Below are 18,133 nucleotides of genomic sequence, written 5' to 3' on the forward strand. Positions count from 1 at the left end.
TGCCCACGGCGCCACAGACTGATGCCCTGTGTTGGTCACGCTGAAACGAGCGGGTAACAAGTGGCTTGTGGCCGTCACCCGGCTCAGCCGACGGCGGTGCCGAACAGCGCTCCCAGAACGAAGGTAACCCCGGCGGCGGCTCCGCCCAAGACGAGCTGCCGAAGTCCGCTGAACCACCAGCTGCGCGCCGTCACACGGGCCACAGCCGCCCCGCAGAGGAAGAGACCGACCAGCGCGACGATCACCGCGGGCCAGACCACCGTTGCGCCGATCAGGTACGGGAGCACGGGCAGCAGGGCCCCGACGCCGAAGGACAGGAACGAGGAACCGGCCGCCACCAGCGGCGACGGCAGGTCGGTCGGGTCGACGCCCAGCTCCTCGCGGGCGTGGATCTCCAGGGCCTGCTCCGGATCCCTGGACATCTGCCGTGCCACCTCTTCGGCCAGCTCCGGCTCGACGCCCCGGGCGACGTACAGCGCGGCCAGTTCGCGCAGCTCGTCCTTGGGGTTGCGGCGCAGTTCCAGCCGCTCGACGTCCAGCTCCGCCTGGACCAGCTCCCGCTGGGAGGCGACGGAGGTGTACTCGCCCGCCGCCATCGAGAAAGCGCCCGCCGCGAGTCCCGCCAAACCGGTGATCACGATGGTCGAGGGGGCGACGTTGCCGCCGGCGACGCCGGTCATGAGCGCGAGGTTCGACACCAGGCCGTCCATCGCCCCGAACACGGCCGGACGCAGCCAGCCACCGCTGACGTCCCGGTGGGTGTGGTGCGCCACGTGGTACGGCGCGACCCGCTCGTCCTCCACGGCTGACGGCATGGTCGATGTGCTCCTTCCCCCGGGGCGGCGATCCCCGCGTCCCTCCCTCGAACGCCTCGACCGTACGCTCGAATTCCCTGCGTTTCCAGCAAGGAAAGCCTGCCTTACCTGCGAAAACGCGCCCGGAGGTGAAACGCCGCGGCCGCCGTCACCGGGGTGGTGAACGGCGGCCGCGGGCTGCGCGACGTACGCGTCAGAGGTTCTTGGCGGGCTTGGCCTCGGCGTCGACGGGGACGGCGCCGTCCTCCTCGTCCCGGTCCGGGCCGGGCTCCGCCCCGTCGGCTTCGGTCTTCTCGGCGTCCGCGTCCGCGCCGGTCGCCTGCTCGCCCTTGGCGTCCCCGGCGTCCTTGGCCTTCGCCTCGGGGTCCGTCCCCTCCGCGGCGACGGCCGCCGGCTCGACGACCTCCTCACGGCCCGGCCGCAGCCGCGCCGAGACCACGATGTAGACCACGGCGGCGACGAAGACCAGGATCGACGTCCAGTCGTTGAGACGCAGGCCGAGGACGTGGTGGGCGTCGTCGACGCGCAGGTACTCGATCCAGAAGCGCCCGACGGTGTACGCCGCGACGTAGAGCGCGAAGGCGCGGCCGTGGCCGAGCCGGAAGCGCCGGTCGGCCCAGATGACCAGCAGGGCCACGCCCACGCACCACAGCGACTCGTAGAGGAAGGTCGGGTGGTACGTCGCGACGTCCAGGCTGTCCGCCGGCCGGTGGGCACTGTCGATCTTCAGGGCCCAGGGCAGATCGGTGGCACGCCCGTACAGCTCCTGGTTGAACCAGTTGCCCCAGCGGCCGATGGCCTGGGCGAAGGCGATGCCCGGGGCCACGGCGTCGGCGTACGCGGGCAGCGAGATGCCGCGGCGCCGGCAGCCGATCCAGGCGCCGAGGGCACCCAGGGCGATGGCGCCCCAGATGCCGAGACCGCCCTCCCAGATCTTGAACGCGTTGACCCAGTCCTTGCCCTCACCGAAGTAGAGCTCGTAACTGGTGATCACGTGGTAGAGGCGGCCGCCGACCAGGCCGAAGGGCACCGCCCAGACGGCGATGTCGGCGACCGTGGTCTTCAGTCCGCCGCGGGCGACCCATCGCCTGCCGCCGAGCCACACGGCCACGAAGACACCGATGATGATGCAGAAGGCATAGCCGCGCAGAGGGATGGGGCCGAGGTGGATGACCCCGCGCGACGGGCTGGGAATGAAGGCGATGAGTTCCATGGCACTGCCGACGCTACCGTGCCGGGCGGGTGCGGCGGGCACCCGCCCGGCAACGGCTGGATAACGGGCGGGAGCTCAGCCGCCCTGCGAGGCCGCGGGAGAGCCTCCCGCGGGCGCGGAGCCGCTCGCCGATCCCGGCGCGCCCGGCGACCCGGAAGCGCTCGGCGGGGTGGCGCCCTGCGTCGCGGTGCCGGGCTTCTTGCCCTTGTTGGCCTCGGTGACCAGCTGCTTCAGCCGGTCCGCGGTCAGGTTGGGCTGCCCCTTGGCGAGCAGGTTCTCCCCGCCGTTGAGCAGGATGGTGGGCGTGGAGTTGAAGCCGGCGGCGCCGAAGGCCTCGTTGTTGGCGTTCACCCAGTCGTCGTACGTGCCGTCCTTCACGCAGGTGGTGAAGGCGTCGGTCTTCAGCCCCGGCACCTTGCCGGCCAGCTCCAGCAGGTAGGTCTTGTCGGCGAAGTGGTCGTCGTTCTCCTGCGGCTGGTTCTGGTAGAGGACGTCGTGGTACGCGCGGAACTTGCCCTCGTCCTGCGCGCAGGCCGCGGCGTTGGCGGCGTTGAGCGAGCCGGTACCGCCCAGGTTCCCGTCGATGAGCCGGACGAGGTGGTACTCGACCTTGAGCTGGCCCTGGTCCTGGAGGCCGTGGATGGTGTCGCGGAGCTCGTTCTCGTAGGCCGCGCAGGCCGGGCACCGGAAGTCCTCGTACACGGTCAGGGTGGACGGGGCGTCGCTCGCGCCGTTGGGGAGGGCCAGCCTGTCCTTGCCGGTCGCGCCCACCGGGGTGACGGCCGGGGCGCCGGAACCGCCGCCGCTGCCCGCCACCACGACCCCGATGACGGCGCCGACGGCCAGGACCCCCACCACGGAGCCCGCGACGATCAGCGTCCTCTTGCGCTTGTGCCGGCGCTCGTCCTCCGCGCGCTGCTCCTGCAGCCGGTCCCGGGCACTGCGCTTTCCTTCACGGTTCTTCTCGCTCACACCCAGGCACAACGAACCGGGGGCACGCTCGCGCGTACCCCCGGCCCATGTTTCGCCCGGAAGAGTGAGGCGCCGCTACCGGCGGACGCCCTGGGCGAGGTCCGCCGCCAGCTCGCGCACCCCGGTCAGGCCCTGCTCCAGGTCCGGCGCGTCGAGCAGCCGCTTGACGAACGCCGAGCCGACGATCACCCCGTCCGCGAAGGCCGCCACCTCGGCCGCCTGGGCGGCGTTGGAGACGCCCAGGCCCACGCAGACCGGCAGCTCGGTCTGGGCCCGGGTGCGCCGCACCAGGTCGGCCGCCTCGGCGCCGACGCTCTCGCGGGTGCCGGTGACGCCCATCAGCGAGGCCGCGTAGACGAAGCCGGAGCCCACCGCCGTGATCTTCGCCAGCCGCTCGTCCCGGCTGCTCGGGGCGACCACGAAGACGGTGGCCAGTCCGTGCTGCTCGGCGGCCTTCCGCCACACCTCGGACTCCTCCACCGGCAGGTCCGGCAGGATGCAGCCCGCGCCGCCCGCCTCGGCCAGCTCGGCCGCGAAGCGCTCGGTGCCGTAGCGGTCCACCGGATTCCAGTACGTCATGACCAGGATCGGCTTCCCGGTCGCGGCGTGCGCCTCCCGCACCGTGCGCAGCACGTCCTTGATCCGCACGCCGCCGCGCAGCGCGATGTCGTCCGCGGTCTGGATGACCGGGCCGTCCAGCACGGGGTCGCTGTGCGGCAGGCCGATCTCGACGACGTCGGCACCGCCGTCCAGGGCCGCCTTCGCCGCCTCGATGCCGCCCTCCACGGTCGGGAAACCGGCCGGGAGGTAGGCCACCAGGGCGGCGCGCCCCTCGGCCCTGGCGCCGGCCAGGGTCCGGTCCAGCAGCTCGATCTGCCCGCTCACCGCTGTGCTCCTTCAGCCTCGTCGTACAGCCCGAAGTAGCGGGCGGCCGTGTCCATGTCCTTGTCGCCGCGGCCGGAGAGGTTGACCAGGACCAGGCCCTCCTCGCCCAGCTCCCGGCCGACCCCCAGCGCGCCGGCGAGGGCGTGCGCGCTCTCGATGGCCGGGATGATGCCCTCGGTGCGGGACAGCAGGCGCAGCGCCTGCATCGCCTCGTCGTCGGTGACCGGGCGGTACTCGGCGCGGCCGGTCTCCTTGAGGTAGGCGTGCTCGGGGCCGATGCCGGGGTAGTCCAGGCCGGCCGAGATCGAGTACGGCTCGGTGATCTGGCCCTCGTCGTCCTGCAGGACGTAGGAGCGGGAGCCGTGCAGGATGCCGGGCTCGCCGACGGTGAGCGTCGCCGCGTGCTCGCCGGAGTCCACGCCGTGTCCCGCCGCCTCCAGGCCGACCAGGCGTACGCCCTCGTCCGGGATGAAGGCGTGGAACAGGCCGATCGCGTTGGACCCGCCGCCCACGCAGGCGGCGACCACGTCCGGCAGCCGGCCCGCGCGCTCCAGGATCTGGCGGCGGGCCTCGACGCCGATGACGCGGTGGAAGTCGCGCACCATCGCCGGGAAGGGGTGCGGGCCCGCGACCGTGCCGAAGAGGTAGTGGGTGCGGTCCACGTTGGCGACCCAGTCGCGGAACGCCTCGTTGATCGCGTCCTTCAGCGTGCGGCTGCCCGACTTCACGGGGATCACCTCGGCGCCGAGGATGCGCATGCGGGCGACGTTGAGCGCCTGGCGCTCGGTGTCGACCTCGCCCATGTAGATGGTGCACTCCAGGCCGAACAGGGCGCAGGCGGTGGCCGTCGCCACACCGTGCTGGCCCGCGCCGGTCTCGGCGATGACCCGGGTCTTGCCCATGCGCTTGGTGAGCAGCGCCTGGCCCAGCACGTTGTTGATCTTGTGCGAGCCGGTGTGGTTGAGGTCCTCCCGCTTGAGGAAGACCCGTGCCCCGCCGGCGTGCTCCGCGAACCGCGGCACCTCGGTGAGCGGGCTCGGGCGGCCGGTGTAGTGCACCAGCAGGTCGTTCAGTTCCGCGGCGAAGGCCGGATCGGACTTCGCCTTGTCGTACTCCACGGCGACCTCGTCCACGGCGGCGACCAGCGCCTCCGGGATGAACTTGCCGCCGAACCTGCCGAAGTAGCCCTCGGCACTGGGCACCCGGCCCTCGGGGTCGGGGATGAAGAAGTCTTCGGACATGACGTTCTCGGCTCCTTCGGGGGCGCGCGTCGGCAGCCCCCAGGGTTTCGCGTACCAATGGTCACGTTACGGCGCGTTCGGCGCCGTCGGCGGCATGCGCACGCCCGCGGCCGGGGAGCACGGCGGGACGCTCACCGGCGGGACGCCGGTGGGCACGCCCGTGCCCCGGTCATCAGGAGGACGGCGCTGCCGTCAGCGCCATCGGCGCCCGTTGATCTGACCCGGCTCGCAGCCGATGTGGTAGCGCACGCGGCGGCCGAGGACGCGCCGCGCGGGCGCGCGGCAGCCACGGGGACGGCAGCCCCGGGCCAGTCGCGCGTAGGTCGTCATGGGGCCGGTCAGCCCCGTCCGTGGCGCAGCGCGGGGTGCGCGCCGGCGGCCACGAGGTCGGCCACGGCGGACTTGGGGTCGCGGCCGGTCACCAGCGACTCGCCGACGAGGACGGCGTCGGCGCCGTCGTTGGCGTAGGCGATGAGGTCGTGCGGGCCGCGGACGCCGGACTCGGCCACCTTGACGATGTGGTCCGGGATCTCCGGGGCGACGCGGGCGAAGGTGCCGCGGTCGACCTCGAGGGTCTTGAGGTTGCGCGCGTTGACGCCGATGATGCGGGCGCCCGCGTCGACGGCGCGCTCGACCTCCTCCTCGTCGTGCACCTCGACCAGCGGGGTGAGCCCGATGGACCCGGCCCGCTCGATCAGGGAGACCAGCGCGTCCTGCTCCAGCGCCGCGACGATCAGCAGCGCCAGGTCGGCACCGTAGGCGCGGGCCTCCCAGAGCTGGTAGGCGGTGACGATGAAGTCCTTGCGGAGCACGGGGATGTCGACCTTGGCCCGGACGGCCTCGAGGTCGGCCAGCGAGCCGCCGAAGCGGCGCTGCTCGGTGAGGACCGAGATGACGGCGGCGCCGCCCGCCTCGTAGTCCGCGGCCAGGCCCGCGGGGTCGGCGATGGCGGCCAGAGCTCCCTTGGAGGGGCTGGACCGCTTGACCTCGCAGATGACCTTGACGCTGTCCCCGCGCAGGGCCGCCACGCCGTCCTTGGCGTCGCGCGCCTTCGCCGCCCGCTCCTTGAGCTCGTCGAGGGAGACCCGGGCCTGCCGCTCGGCGAGGTCCTCGCGGACTCCGTCGATGATCTCGTCGAGCACACTCACGCGAGAGGACCCCTTCCGAAAGCGAAACGATCAGGCCAGTGAGATGTTCCACCAGCACTGCGATGGTAACCGCCGGTGGGCGGAGGACCCGCATCCGGCGGGGCGGGGGCCCACCGGACGGACGGTCCGGGCGCCCCTTCGTCGCTGGTCAGGGCGCCAGCGCGGTGCCGAACGGAAGGTTCCGGACGACGGTGAAGAGCAGCACGACACCCGTGATCGCCCACCAGTGGACGGCCCGCAGCGCGAGCGAGAAGGGGCGGCCGCGCAGCGTCCGGGTGAGCCAGACCGTCCACACCACGGCGAAGAGCAGGTAGCCCGCCACGGCCAGCGCGTTGAGGCCGAACGCCGCGCCGAAGTCGCCGTGCACGACCGCGTACGCGCTGCGCAGCCCGCCGCAGCCGGGGCAGTACAGGCCCGTGTAGTGCAGCAGGGGGCAGACCGGGTAGTGCCCGGCCTCGTTCGGGTCGAAGGTGCCGACGTACGCGAAGGCGGCGGCGACACCGCCGAGCACGCCCAGCGGGGCGGCGAGGGCAATCGGCTTCGGCCTGGCGGCGGTCTCGGTCACGCGGTGATTGTCCCGCGCCGCGCCCGCCGGGGACACCCGGGGTGGCCGGAAAGGACGCAACCGCCGCCGGCGGATGCGCCGGCGGCGGCTGCGGGGTCCGTGCCCGGGTCAGCCGTGCTGCTTCTCCGGCACCGGCTTGCCGAGGCCCGCGGCGCGCATACCGAGACCGATCAGACCGCCCAGGGCGGCGACCGCCAGGCCGGCGAACATACCGATCGGCTCCGCCAGGACGACGAAGGCAGCCGCGACGCAGAAGCCGATGAAGGCGATGGTCACGCCGGTCCAGGCGGCAGGGGTGTGTCCGTGGCTGTTGCCCGCCATGAGTGCTCCCAAGTCGTTCTACAAAAGGGTCGTCAGTTGCTCCGCCCGCGCGATGGCGCGCGTCACGCGCCATTGTCCCCCGTTGCGCTCACGCTCCGCGCGCGGGGGGTGGCCCGGCGCGTCAGGGCGCCTCGGTGGGGTCCTCGCCGCGGTCCAGCGCCTTCCACAGGTCCTCGGGGCGCTCCTCGCCGGCGGCGGGTGCGGCGGTACGTGCGGGCTGCGACGCCTTCGGGGTGTCGCGGTCGTACCGGTTCGACATCCCCGGCCAGGTCCGGGCGCGGAGCAGGGCGACGACGCCTGCGGACAGCAGCAGCACGCCACCGGCCGCGGACAAGCCCGGCCAGGCACTGGTGGTGGCCCCGGTGACGGTCGTACGGCTGAGGCCGCTGGCGGTCGCCGCGGCGGCGTCCAGGGCCGCGGTGTCGCCGAGCGCGAGCAGCGCCGCCGCGAGGGCCCCGGCCCCGCACAGCGCGAGCAGCCCGCCGACGAGCAGCCGGGCCGCTCCCCGTACGGCGAAGACCGCCACGAGGGCGGCGAGTCCCACCAGCGCGAGCGCGCCCGGCACCCCGGTGACCTGGTGGCCGGAGACGCTGACCGGCATCCCGCCGCCGGCGAACGGGGCGCTGCCCTTCTGCCAGGTCTTGCCCGAGGCCAGGAGCACGACCGCGGCGCCGGCCACGCCGCTCGCCAGGGCGAGGACGAGGCTGCCGCGGCCGGCCGCCCGGCGGGGTGCGGGCCCGGCGGCCGGATCTGCGACGGTGCGGGGCTGGGGTACGGACTGGGGTACGGAACTGCTCACCGGACCACTATCCCCCGTCGTTCCCGCGCCCCGGCACGCGGGTCCCGCCGGTGGCGGTCACGCCCCGCCGCGCATCCGGCCCGCCGTGGCGACGGCGCGCAGCACCGCGGCGGCCTTGTTCCGGCACTCGGTGTCCTCGCTGACCGGGTCGGAGTCGGCGACGATGCCGGCGCCGGCCTGGACGTAGGCGGTCCCGCCGCGCAGCACCGCGGTGCGGATGGCGATGGCGGTGTCGGAGTCCCCGGCGAAGTCGAGGTAGCCCACGGCGCCGCCGTACAGCCCGCGCCGGGTGGGCTCCAGCTCGTCGATGATCTGCATCGCGCGCGGCTTGGGCGCCCCCGACAGGGTGCCCGCGGGGAAGCAGGCGGTGAGGACGTCGAAGGCCGTGCGGCCGGCGCCGAGGCTGCCGGTGACGGTGGAGACGATGTGCATGACGTGGCTGTACCGCTCGATCGACATGAAGTCGACGACCTCGACGCTGCCGGGCTCGCAGACCCTCCCCAGGTCGTTGCGGCCCAGGTCGACCAGCATCAGGTGCTCGGCGCGCTCCTTGGGGTCGGCGAGCAGTTCGTCGGCGAGCGCCTGGTCCTCCCGGGGCGTCGCGCCGCGCGGGCGGGTGCCCGCGATGGGGTGCACCATGGCCCGGCCGTCCTCGACCTTCACCAGCGCCTCGGGGCTGGACCCGACGACGTCGAAGCCGTCGAAGCGCAGCAGGTACATGTAGGGGGAGGGGTTGGTCGCCCGCAGCACGCGGTAGACGTCGAGCGCGCTCGCCGGACAGGGTGTCTCGAACCGCTGCGAGGGCACGACCTGGAAGGCGTCGCCGGCCCGGATGTACTCCTTGGCCGTCTCCACCGCGGCCTGGTACGCGGCCCCGCCGAAGCGCGAGGTGACCTCCTCCGGCAGCCGGGACGGCGGCAGCTCTACGGGCGCGGAGTCCACGGGACGGGCCAGGTCGGCGGTCATGGCGTCGAGCCGCCGCACGGCCTCGGCGTACGCCTCGTCGACGCCGGTGTCGAGGTCGTTGTGGTTGATCGCGTTGGCGATCAGCAGCACCGAGCCGTCCCAGTGGTCGAGCACCGCCAGGTCGGAGGTGAGCAGCATCGTGAGCTCGGGCAGGCCCAGGTCGTCTCGGGCATGGTCGCCGATGCGCTCCAGGCGGCGCACGACGTCGTAGCCGAGGTAGCCGACCATGCCCCCGGTGAACGGCGGCAGGCCCGCGTCGTCGTGCAGGTCGCGCGGGGTGTGCAGGGCCTCGATCGTGGCCCGCAGCGCCTCCAGCGGGTCACCGCCGTCCGGCACGCCGACCGGCGGCGTGCCGAGCCAGTGGGCCCGGCCGTCGCGCTCGGTCAAGGTGGCGGCGCTGCGGACGCCGACGAACGAGTAGCGGGACCACGAGCGGCCGTTCTCCGCGGACTCCAGCAGGAAGGTGCCGGGGCGCTCGGCGGCGAGCTTCCGGTACAGGCCGACCGGGGTGTCCCCGTCGGCCAGCAGCTTCCTGCTGACCGGGATGACACGGCGGTCCTGCGCCAGCTTGCGGAAGGTGTCGAGGTCGGGGGTGACGGTGCCCGTGGTCATGGTCCGCAGCCTAGTGCCCGGGCGCGGCCGCTTCAGGCCAGCGGCAGTTCGCCCGCGTCGAAGCAGGTGCGGTCGCCGGTGTGGCAGGCCGCGCCGACCTGGTCGACCTTGACGAGGATGGTGTCGCCGTCGCAGTCCAGGGCAACAGACTTCACGTGCTGGACGTGCCCGGACGTGTCGCCCTTGACCCAGTACTCCTGGCGGCTGCGGCTCCAGTAGGTGCAGCGGCCGGTGGTGAGGGTGCGGTGCAGCGCCTCGTCGTCCATCCATCCGAGCATGAGGACTTCGCCGGTGTCGTACTGCTGCGCGACGGCGGGGACGAGGCCGTCGGCGGTGCGCTTGAGACGGGCGGCGACGGCTGGGTCGAGCGGGGATTCCATACCCCCATTCTGCCCGCTGCGGGCGGCGTGACTTCGGCTCCTGCCCTCACCCCGCTCACCCGTATGGGGCATGCTTCGTCCATGAGTTTTCCTCCGCCGTCGCCGCCCGACGACCCGCGCTCCGGACAGGGCGGCGGTTTTGGGCCGCCCCCGGGGGGTTTCGGCCCGCCGCAGTACCAGCCCCAGTCGCAGCCGCAGTACCAGCCGCAGCCGTTGCCGCCGTACCAGAACCAGCCGCAGTTCCCCGGGCCTGCTCAGCAGGGCGGCGGTTACGGCTACCCGCCCCCGCCGCAGCCGCCGCGCAGCGGTGGCGGCGCGAAGGTGGCCGCGATCGTCATCGGCGCGGTCGTCCTGATAGCCGTCGTCGTCGGCGGTCTGGCGATCGCGCTGAGCGGCGGCGAGGACGACGACAAGGGCGCCACCGGGTCCACCAGCAGCAGCCCCACGGCCTCGGCCCCCGCCACGCAGGACACGGCGACCGCGTCCACGGAGCCGGACCCCTCCGAGACCTTCCGCAAGTACGTCGTGCTCAGCCCCGGCCAGTGCTTCGACGATCCGGGCCTGGACAGCGGCGTCACCGAGGTCACGACGGTCTCCTGCAACGGCCCGCACGACGCCGAGGTCATCGCCAACGAGACCATCACGGGCACCTTCGGCACGGAGGCCGCGCTCAAGGCCAAGGTCCTGAAGCTGTGCGAGGCGGACGCCGCCAAGCGCCTGAAGGACGTCAAGGACAACCCCGGGTACTACTACTACGCGCTGTACCCGAAGCTCTCGGGCTACCAGGTGCAGGGCAAGGACACCATCTCCTGCTCCCTGACCCTCAGCAACAAGCTGGACGGCAAGAAGCTGACGAAACCGCTGCCGTAGCTGCTGCCCACCGGCGGGGGCCGGACGTAGGCTGACGGCATGTCGACTCATGCCCAGCGTGAACGTCTGCTCCTCGCCGACCTGCTGGAGAGTGCCGGACCCGAGGCGCCAACCCTCTGCGAGGGCTGGACCACCCGCGACCTCGCCGCCCACATCGTGGTGCGGGAGCGCCGCGGTGACGCCTCGGCCGGCCTGGTCATCCCCTTCCTCGCGGACCGGTCGGAGCGTGTGCGCAAGGAGTTCGCGGAACGGCCCTTCCAGGAACTGATCCGGCTGATCCGCACCGGGCCGCCGCGGCTGTCGCCGTTCGCCCTCAAGCAGATCGACGAGGCGGCCAACACCGTCGAGTTCTTCGTCCACGCCGAGGACGTGCGCCGGGCCCAGCCGGACTGGTCGCCGCGCGAACTGGACCCCGTCTTCGCCGAACTGCTCTGGTCCCGGCTGGAGCGCTCCGCCCGGCTGCTGGGCCGCAAGGCCCCGGTCGGCGTGGTGCTGCGCCGGCCGGACGGGCAGACCGCGGTGGCGCACCGCGGCGCCCCGGTCGTCACGGTCACCGGGGAGCCCGGCGAGCTGCTGCTGTTCGCCTTCGGCCGGCAGGACTCCGCCCGGGTGGAGACCGAGGGCGACAAGGACGCGGTGACCCGGCTGTACGACGCCAGGCTCGGGATCACGGCCTGAGTCCGGCTACCCGGGGCGGCGGGCGAGTTCCGCCCGCCGCAGCGCCGGCGCGGCGAGTCCCGCGACGGCCCCCGCGGCCGCGACCGCCGCACTGACGACGAACACCGGCTGCGGACCCCAGGCGCCGATGGCGGCCCCGGTGAGCGGGTAGCTCATCGGGGCGACGCCGAGCGAGAACAGCGCGGCCACCGAACTGACCCGGCCGAGGTAGGCGGGGTCGGTGAGGGTCTGCAGCAGGGCTCCGCACAGTGCGCCGCTCAGTCCTGCCACGAGGCCGATCACGACGGCCACGGCGACCGCCCCCGGCAGCGCGGGGACGAAGACGAAGGCGGCCACCGCGACCGCCCCCAACCCCAGGCAGCAGGCCTGGGCCAGCCCGGCGCGCGGCAGCCGGCCGCGCACCGTCAGCAGCAGTGAGGCGGCGCCCGCGCCGGCGCCGAAGCCGCTGACGATCCAGCCGAGCCCGGCGGCGCCCCAGCCCCGGTCGGCGGCGACCAGCACGAGGCCGATGTTGAACGGCCCGGCGAAACCGAGCTCGCCGACCGCGATGACGACCATGAGCGCGGTGAGCGCGCGCCGTCCGCGGATGTGGCGCAGGCCGTCCACCAGCTCCCGCCACGGGGTGCCGCCCGCCTGTGCGGCACCGTCGTCGGGCCGCAGCGGGGCCACGCGGACGGCGAGCAGCAGCACGAGCGAGACCGCGAACAGCACGCCCGCGACGGCGAACGCGGTGGGGGCGCCGCCGGTCGCGACGGCCGTGCCGCCGAGCGAGGCGCCGGCCACGTTGCCGACCCGCATCGCGATGCCCTTCATCCCGTGCAGGCGGCCCAGTTGGTCCGGGCCGGTGATGCGCGTCGGCAGGGCGCCGACGGCGGGCAGGAACACCGCGTCCACGGCGCCGAAGAGCACCGCGACCACGGCCAGCGCCCACAGCCCGGGGGTGGTGAGGGCGAGCAGCGCGGCCGCCGCGAACATCACCGCGCACCGGGTCAGATCACTGCCGATGACGATGCGTCGCGGCCCGAACCGGTCGGCCAGCACTCCCCCGCCGAGCATCAGCACCGCGCGCGGCACGGCGCCGGCCGCGAGGACCAGGCCGGCCCGCCCGGGGTCCCCGGCGCGGGTGGCGGCCCAGGACAGGGCGAGGAACCACACGGCGTCGCCGACGAGCGAGGCGGTGAAGGCGGCGAGCCAGCGCAGGACGTTGGCGTCCCGGTGGGCGGGGGCACGGGAAGGGGACAGGGACGGTGCGGCGGTGGCGGGCGCCGTCATGCGGTCGCCTCCTTCGGGGCTCACGGCCGGTGGGGGAATCCGTACAGGTGCACCGCGACGTGCTCACGGCCCTCGGTGTCGCCCGCCTCCTCGGCGGCGCGCCCGCGGTCGACCCAGCGCATGACCAGCTCCCCCAGCTCATCGCCGAACCGGCGCATCTCCTGCGCGGTGAGCCGGGGCATGTACTCGGAGCTGAAGGACGCGTCGGTCCACTCCTTGTCCCAGGCGAACTGCTGGTCGAGGTAGGCGGCGTAGCGCGCGTACCGGGTGGCGAGGAGCTGCCGGGCCACCTCGCCCATGACGGCGGCGCCCTCGGGGCGGTCGGCGAAGTCCGAGGTGCGGAAGGCCAATCCGCGTTCGGAGCTGACCTTCCACCACCGCTCGCGGCCGTCCGAGCTCTGCCCGGGGGCCTCGGTGATGAAGCCGTGCGCGGCCAGCTTGCGCAGGTGGTAACTGACCAGCGACACCGCCTCGTCGACCTGGTCGGCCAGCTGGGAGGCGGTGGCGGTGCGGGCGGTGAACAGGGCGCGGTAGAGCTCGATGCGCAGCGGGTGCGTGAAGACCTTGAGCGCGTCGAGGTCGGTGATCCTCTGGGGGTCTGCGGAGGTCTCTTCCGTCTCTTCCTCGGGCATACCCGGGAGGCTAGATAGGAAAGGAAATTTGCGCAATAGAAATTGCGCAACTGATCCTGCACATCGGGGCGACTGATCGGGATGTCCACCCGGGAGGACGACGGCGGTCAAGGCCCGTGCCACGAGGCGGACTTCGCGGCCGATGCCGACGGGGACCTCGGACGGCCGGCGGAGAACCGTGCGCCGGGTGAGACCCTGGTGCACGACGTGATCGCCGCAACGCTCGACCTCCGTGGGTGACGTGTGCCGTACCTGAAGCTGCTCCGCCGGCCCCATGTGGGCCGGTTGTTGTCCGGTTCGCTCGTCGGACGGCTGCCGACCGCGATGGCGGCCCTGGCCATCGCGCTGGCGCTCCGCGCGGCCGGCGCGGACTACCGGCTGGTGGGCGCCGCCGGGGGCATCTACGCGGTGTCCGGAGCGATCGGCGGGCCGCTGCTCGGACGGTGGGCGGACCGGCTGGGCCAGCCGCGCGTGCTGATCGTCTCGGCGCTGGTCTCGGCTGGCGGCTTCGCCGCGCTGGCCGCCGCACCGGGCAGCACGGCGGTGGCCGTGCTCGGCCCGGCCGTCGCCGGGGCCGCCTCGCCGCCGCTGGAGCCGTGCCTGCGCGCGCTCTGGCCGGACCTCGTCGAGCCGGACGAACTGGAGTCCGCGTACGCGGTGGACGCCGGCGCGCAGGAACTGGTCTTCATCGCCGGCCCGCTCCTGGTCGGCGGGCTGGCGGTGCTCGGCCCGGCCCGGCTGGCGCTGCTGGCCGCGGCCGTCCTCGGGGTGGTGGGCGCGCTCTCCGTCGCGACCTCCGCGCCCTCCCGTGCCTGGGCCTCCGCCACCCGTTCCGTCGACTGGCTGGGTCCGCTGCGCAACCGGGCCCTGGTGGTGCTGCTGTGCGCGCTGGCCGGATGCGGCTGGGCGCTGGGCACGTTCAACGTCTTCGCCGTCGCCTACGCCGAGCGCCACCCGCTGCCCGGCGGCGCGGGCACCCTGCTGGCGCTGAACTCCACCGGCGCCCTGATCGGCGCCCTGCTGATCGCCGTCCTGCCCTGGCGGGCGGACCCGGCCACCAAGGCGGCCGTCACCGCCGCCGGGATGGCCGTCACCTTCTGGCCCTTCGCCCTGGTCCCCGGCCCGCTGCCGATGGCGGCTGCCGCCCTGCTGAGCGGGGTGTTCTTCGCGCCGCTGCTCACCGTGGTGTTCGGGCTCACCGGCGAACTCGCCCCGGCGGGCACCGTCACCGAGGCCTTCGCCTGGCTGGTCACCCTGGTCACCACCGGCATCGCGGGCGGCTCCGCCGTCAGCGGCCTGATCCTCGCCGACGGCTCCCTCCCCGCGGCCGCCGTCAGCGCCGCGAGCGGCGTCACCCTCACCGCCCTCACCCTCGCCGCCGCGCGGCCCCTCCTGGCCCGCGACCGCGTCGCCGTCCGGGCCGCGGGCCGGAACGGGGCGCCTAGCGCACCGGGTGCCCGGCGCCCCGGAGGGTCCGCTTGACGTCGCCGATGCGCAGGTCGCCGAAGTGGAAGACGGAGGCGGCCAGGACGGCGTCGGCGCCGGCGGCGACGGCCGGGGGGAAGTCGGTGAGGCGGCCCGCGCCGCCGGAGGCGATGACGGGGACGGTGACGTGCTTGCGGACGGCGGCGATCATCTCCGTGTCGTAGCCGTCCTTGGTGCCGTCGGCGTCCATCGAGTTGAGCAGGATCTCGCCGGCGCCCAGCTCGGCCGCGCGGTGCGCCCACTCCACGGCGTCGATGCCGGTGCCCTGGCGGCCGCCGTGCGTGGTCACCTCGTAGCCGGACGGTGTCCCGGCGTCGGTGCGGCGGGCGTCAACGGACAGCACCAGCACCTGGCGGCCGAACCGTTCGGCGATCTCGCGCAGCAGCTCGGGCCGGGCGATCGCCGCGGTGTTGACGCCGACCTTGTCGGCCCCGGCGCGCAGCAGCTTGTCGACGTCCTCGGCGGACCGCACGCCGCCGCCGACGGTGAGCGGGATGAAGACCTGCTCGGCGGTGCGCCGCACCACGTCGTAGGTCGTCTCGCGGTTGCCGGAGGAGGCCGTGATGTCGAGGAAGGTCAGCTCGTCGGCGCCCTCGGCGTCGTACAGCTTGGCCATCTCGACGGGGTCGCCGGCGTCCCGCAGGTTCCGGAAGTTGACGCCCTTGACGACCCGGCCGTTGTCCACGTCCAGGCAGGGGATGACTCGGACCGCCAGGGTCATGGTGCTCAAGCTCCTCGGAATGCTTCCAGTTCGACTTCGACCAGGACCCGGGAGTCCACGAAACCGGAGACGACGACCACCGTCGCGGTGGGTCGCACGGCGTCGAAGAACTCCTTGTGGGCCCGGCCCACCGCGTCCACGTCGCGGGTGTGGGTGAGGTACATGCGGGTGCGGACGACCGATTCGGCGCCGAGGCCGAACTCCTCCAGCACGCCGAGCGCGTTGGTGAACGCCGTCTTGGCCTGCTCGTACGGGTCGCCCTCGCCGTACAGCATGGTTCCGACGAACGGCATCGTGCCGCCGACGAGGACCCGGTCCCCCGCCGCGACGCCACGTGCGAAACCGAACTGCTCCTCCCAGGGGCTGTCGCTCTGCACACGCCGTACGGCAGGGGTTTGGGTCATCGCGACACAGCCTCCAGAGCCTCTTCCAAGGTGAACGCCTTGGCGTACAGGGCCTTACCCACGATGGCGCCTTCGACGCCCTCCGGGACCAGAGTCGCCAGGACCCGCAGGTCGTCGAGGGAGGAGACACCGCCGGAGGCGACCACCGGCCGGTCGGTCGCGGCGCACACGTTCCTGAGCAGCTCGACGTTGGGGCCCTGGAGGGTACCGTCCTTGTTGATGTCGGTGACGACGTAGCGGGCGCAGCCCTCGGAGTCCAGACGCGCCAGCGTCTCGTAGAGGTCGCCGCCGTCGCGGGTCCAGCCGCGGCCGCGCAGGGTGGTGCCGCGGACGTCCAGGCCGACCGCGATCCGGTCGCCGTGCTCGGCGATGACCTTGGCGACCCACTCCGGGGTCTCCAGGGCAGCGGTGCCGAGGTTGACCCGGGTGCAGCCGGTGGCGAGCGCCGCGGTCAGCGTCCCGTCGTCACGGATGCCGCCGGACAGCTCGACCTTGATGTCCATGGAGCGGGCCACCTCGGCGATCTGCTCCCGGTTGTCCCCGGTGCCGAAGGCGGCGTCCAGGTCGACCAGGTGCAGCCATTCGGCACCGGCCTGCTGCCAGGCCAGGGCGGCGGCCATCGGGTCCCCGTAGGACGTCTCGGAGCCGGACTCTCCGTGGACGAGGCGGACGGCCTGGCCGTCGCGGACGTCGACGGCGGGAAGGAGTTCGAGGCGGTGCGTCGTGCTCATGGCGGCGTACGTCCTAGTCCTTGAAGGTGTCGAGCCAGTTGGTCAGCAGCTGGGCGCCGGCGTCGCCGGACTTCTCCGGATGGAACTGGGTGGCCCACAGCGGACCGTTCTCCACCGCCGCGACGAAGGGCTCGCCGTGCGTGGCCCAGGTGACCTTGGGGACCCGGATGCCGGGGTTGGCGGTCTCCAGCTCCCAGCTGCGCACCGCGTAGGAGTGCACGAAGTAGAAGCGGGCGTCGGCGTCCAGGCCGGCGAACAGCCGGGAGTCCTCGGGCGCCTTGACGGTGTTCCAGCCCATGTGCGGCACGACCGGTGCGCGCAGCGGCTCCACGGTGCCGGGCCACTCCTCGCAGCCCTCCGTGGTGACGCCGTGCTCGACGCCCCTCTCGAAGAGGATCTGCATGCCGACGCAGATGCCCATCACGGGCCTGCCGCCCGACAGCCGGCGGCCGATGATCCACTCACCGCGCACCGCCTTCAGCCCGGCCATGCAGGCGGCGAAGGCGCCGACGCCGGGGACGAGCAGCCCGTCGGCGTTCATGGCCCTGTCGAAGTCGGCGGTGATCTCCACGTCCGCGCCCACCCGGGCGAGCGCGCGCTCGGCGGAACGGACGTTGCCGAAGCCGTAGTCGAGGACCACGACCTTCTTGGCGGCCTTGCTCATCTGCCGGAACCCCCTACAGCCGCAGCAGGCCGGCCGCCAGCGACATGGCCGAGCCGACACCGAGCAGCACGACGATGCTCTTGGGCATCTTCTGCTTCCAGAAGGAGTACACCCCGCCGGCCAGGAAGAGGCCGAGCAGGATGAAGAGAACGGCCGGCTTGCTCATCAGAGGGCGCCCTTCGTCGACGGGAGGATGCCCGCGGCGCGCGGGTCGCGCTCGGAGGCGTAGCGCAGGGCCCGGGCCAGCGCCTTGAACTGGCACTCCACGATGTGGTGGGCGTTGCGCCCGTACGGGACGTGGACGTGCAGCGCGATCTGCGCCTGGGCGACGAAGGACTCCAGGATGTGCCGGGTCATCGTCGTGTCGTAGGAGCCGATCATCGGCGCCATGTTCTCGGGTTCGGTGTGCACCAGGTACGGGCGGCCCGACAGGTCGACGGTGACCTGGGCGAGGGACTCGTCCAGCGGCACGGTGCAGTTGCCGAAGCGGTAGATGCCCACCTTGTCGCCGAGCGCCTGCTTGAAGGCGGCGCCCAGCGCGAGGGCGGTGTCCTCGATGGTGTGGTGGGTGTCGATGTGCAGGTCGCCCTCGGTCTTGACCGTGAGGTCGAAGAGGCCGTGGCGGCCGAGCTGGTCGAGCATGTGGTCGTAGAAGCCGACTCCGGTGGAGATCTCGGTCCTGCCGGTGCCGTCGAGGTCGAGCTCGACGACGACGGACGTCTCCTTGGTCGTGCGCTCCACGCGGCCGACGCGGGTCAT

At 73.3% G+C, this 18,133-nt stretch carries 24 protein-coding genes; 4 read left to right on the forward strand and 20 right to left on the reverse strand.

The genetic code is table 11. The features are described 5' to 3' along the window. Positions 1–83 precede the first annotated feature (83 nt). From AC1VWI_RS13885 to hisI, 12 genes are all read right to left on the reverse strand, one after another. Positions 84–815, reverse strand: a complete 732-nt coding sequence (locus tag AC1VWI_RS13885) for a VIT1/CCC1 transporter family protein (RefSeq protein ID WP_499511303.1) — start codon at positions 813–815, stop codon at positions 84–86. Between the two features lie 193 nt (positions 816–1,008). Next, positions 1,009–2,028: a prolipoprotein diacylglyceryl transferase gene (gene lgt, locus AC1VWI_RS13890; protein WP_499511304.1), complete on the reverse strand. Its 1,020-nt coding sequence runs from the start codon at positions 2,026–2,028 to the stop codon at positions 1,009–1,011. 75 nt (positions 2,029–2,103) lie between these two features. Continuing rightward, complete coding sequence (locus AC1VWI_RS13895) at positions 2,104–3,000, reverse strand: DsbA family protein (RefSeq protein WP_499511305.1); 897 nt, start codon at positions 2,998–3,000, stop codon at positions 2,104–2,106. 75 nt (positions 3,001–3,075) lie between these two features. Next, positions 3,076–3,885: a tryptophan synthase subunit alpha gene (trpA, locus tag AC1VWI_RS13900; RefSeq protein ID WP_499511306.1), complete on the reverse strand. Its 810-nt coding sequence runs from the start codon at positions 3,883–3,885 to the stop codon at positions 3,076–3,078. After that, positions 3,882–5,126, reverse strand: a complete 1,245-nt coding sequence (gene trpB, locus AC1VWI_RS13905) for a tryptophan synthase subunit beta (protein ID WP_499511307.1) — start codon at positions 5,124–5,126, stop codon at positions 3,882–3,884. The genes trpA and trpB overlap by 4 nt, the downstream gene beginning before the upstream one ends. 192 nt (positions 5,127–5,318) lie before the next feature. Further along, positions 5,319–5,456 carry a tryptophan biosynthesis modulator TrpM gene (trpM, locus tag AC1VWI_RS13910; RefSeq protein ID WP_431959897.1) on the reverse strand — a complete coding sequence of 46 codons (138 nt, stop codon included), beginning with the start codon at positions 5,454–5,456 and terminating at the stop codon, positions 5,319–5,321. Positions 5,457–5,464: 8 nt separating this feature from the next. Continuing rightward, positions 5,465–6,274 (reverse strand): indole-3-glycerol phosphate synthase TrpC, encoded by an 810-nt coding sequence (trpC, locus tag AC1VWI_RS13915; RefSeq protein WP_499511308.1) that lies wholly within the window; start codon positions 6,272–6,274, stop codon positions 5,465–5,467. Positions 6,275–6,422: 148 nt separating this feature from the next. Next, positions 6,423–6,839, reverse strand: a complete 417-nt coding sequence (locus AC1VWI_RS13920) for a DUF2752 domain-containing protein (protein WP_499511309.1) — start codon at positions 6,837–6,839, stop codon at positions 6,423–6,425. Positions 6,840–6,947: 108 nt separating this feature from the next. Next, on the reverse strand, positions 6,948–7,160 hold the full coding sequence (locus AC1VWI_RS13925; protein WP_499511310.1) for an HGxxPAAW family protein: 213 nt from the start codon (positions 7,158–7,160) through the stop codon (positions 6,948–6,950). Between the two features lie 121 nt (positions 7,161–7,281). After that, positions 7,282–7,959, reverse strand: coding sequence for a TIGR02234 family membrane protein (locus AC1VWI_RS13930; protein ID WP_499511311.1), 678 nt, complete (start codon positions 7,957–7,959; stop codon positions 7,282–7,284). A 57-nt stretch (positions 7,960–8,016) separates the two neighbouring features. Continuing rightward, positions 8,017–9,537, reverse strand: coding sequence for an anthranilate synthase component I (locus AC1VWI_RS13935; RefSeq protein ID WP_499511312.1), 1,521 nt, complete (start codon positions 9,535–9,537; stop codon positions 8,017–8,019). Between the two features lie 32 nt (positions 9,538–9,569). Further along, a complete protein-coding gene (gene hisI / locus AC1VWI_RS13940; protein ID WP_499511313.1) occupies positions 9,570–9,917 on the reverse strand; it encodes a phosphoribosyl-AMP cyclohydrolase in 348 nt (115 codons plus the stop codon). Positions 9,918–9,998: 81 nt separating this feature from the next. Between hisI and AC1VWI_RS13945 the strand changes: the two genes are divergently transcribed. Together AC1VWI_RS13945 and AC1VWI_RS13950 are read left to right on the forward strand one after the other, a co-directional pair. Then, entirely contained in the window at positions 9,999–10,787 is a 789-nt protein-coding gene (locus tag AC1VWI_RS13945) for a hypothetical protein (RefSeq protein WP_499511314.1), read from the forward strand. A 39-nt stretch (positions 10,788–10,826) separates the two neighbouring features. Continuing rightward, positions 10,827–11,465, forward strand: coding sequence for a TIGR03085 family metal-binding protein (locus AC1VWI_RS13950; protein WP_499511315.1), 639 nt, complete (start codon positions 10,827–10,829; stop codon positions 11,463–11,465). 6 nt (positions 11,466–11,471) lie between these two features. Here the strand turns inward: AC1VWI_RS13950 and AC1VWI_RS13955 are convergent, their stop codons facing one another. Next, complete coding sequence (locus AC1VWI_RS13955; protein WP_499511316.1) at positions 11,472–12,737, reverse strand: MFS transporter; 1,266 nt, start codon at positions 12,735–12,737, stop codon at positions 11,472–11,474. A gap of 20 nt (positions 12,738–12,757) precedes the next feature. Next, positions 12,758–13,369, reverse strand: a complete 612-nt coding sequence (locus AC1VWI_RS13960; protein ID WP_499511317.1) for a winged helix-turn-helix domain-containing protein — start codon at positions 13,367–13,369, stop codon at positions 12,758–12,760. 81 nt (positions 13,370–13,450) lie between these two features. Between AC1VWI_RS13960 and AC1VWI_RS13965 the strand changes: the two genes are divergently transcribed. Together AC1VWI_RS13965 and AC1VWI_RS13970 are read left to right on the forward strand one after the other, a co-directional pair. Continuing rightward, positions 13,451–13,609: a hypothetical protein gene (locus AC1VWI_RS13965; protein ID WP_499511318.1), complete on the forward strand. Its 159-nt coding sequence runs from the start codon at positions 13,451–13,453 to the stop codon at positions 13,607–13,609. Between the two features lie 3 nt (positions 13,610–13,612). Then, entirely contained in the window at positions 13,613–14,851 is a 1,239-nt protein-coding gene (locus tag AC1VWI_RS13970) for an MFS transporter (RefSeq protein ID WP_499511319.1), read from the forward strand. Here AC1VWI_RS13970 and hisF read toward each other — a convergent pair. Genes hisF through hisB form a run of 6 tightly spaced genes read right to left on the reverse strand, consistent with a single transcriptional unit; the run spans position 14,811 to position 18,133 of the window. Continuing rightward, on the reverse strand, positions 14,811–15,575 hold the full coding sequence (hisF, locus tag AC1VWI_RS13975; RefSeq protein ID WP_499511320.1) for an imidazole glycerol phosphate synthase subunit HisF: 765 nt from the start codon (positions 15,573–15,575) through the stop codon (positions 14,811–14,813). The genes AC1VWI_RS13970 and hisF overlap by 41 nt on opposite strands. Positions 15,576–15,580: 5 nt before the next feature. After that, on the reverse strand, positions 15,581–15,979 hold the full coding sequence (locus tag AC1VWI_RS13980; protein ID WP_499511321.1) for a RidA family protein: 399 nt from the start codon (positions 15,977–15,979) through the stop codon (positions 15,581–15,583). Then, positions 15,976–16,710 (reverse strand): bifunctional 1-(5-phosphoribosyl)-5-((5-phosphoribosylamino)methylideneamino)imidazole-4-carboxamide isomerase/phosphoribosylanthranilate isomerase PriA, encoded by a 735-nt coding sequence (priA, locus tag AC1VWI_RS13985; protein ID WP_499511322.1) that lies wholly within the window; start codon positions 16,708–16,710, stop codon positions 15,976–15,978. The genes AC1VWI_RS13980 and priA overlap by 4 nt, the downstream gene beginning before the upstream one ends. A gap of 13 nt (positions 16,711–16,723) precedes the next feature. Beyond that, entirely contained in the window at positions 16,724–17,374 is a 651-nt protein-coding gene (hisH, locus tag AC1VWI_RS13990; RefSeq protein WP_499511323.1) for an imidazole glycerol phosphate synthase subunit HisH, read from the reverse strand. Positions 17,375–17,387: 13 nt separating this feature from the next. Beyond that, on the reverse strand, positions 17,388–17,540 hold the full coding sequence (locus tag AC1VWI_RS13995) for a CG2302 family histidine operon protein (protein ID WP_499511324.1): 153 nt from the start codon (positions 17,538–17,540) through the stop codon (positions 17,388–17,390). Further along, entirely contained in the window at positions 17,540–18,133 is a 594-nt protein-coding gene (hisB, locus tag AC1VWI_RS14000; RefSeq protein WP_319661088.1) for an imidazoleglycerol-phosphate dehydratase HisB, read from the reverse strand. Before hisB ends, AC1VWI_RS13995 begins: the two co-directional genes overlap by 1 nt.

The sequence above is a fragment of the Streptomyces sp. TOM-9 genome (assembly GCF_056858595.1).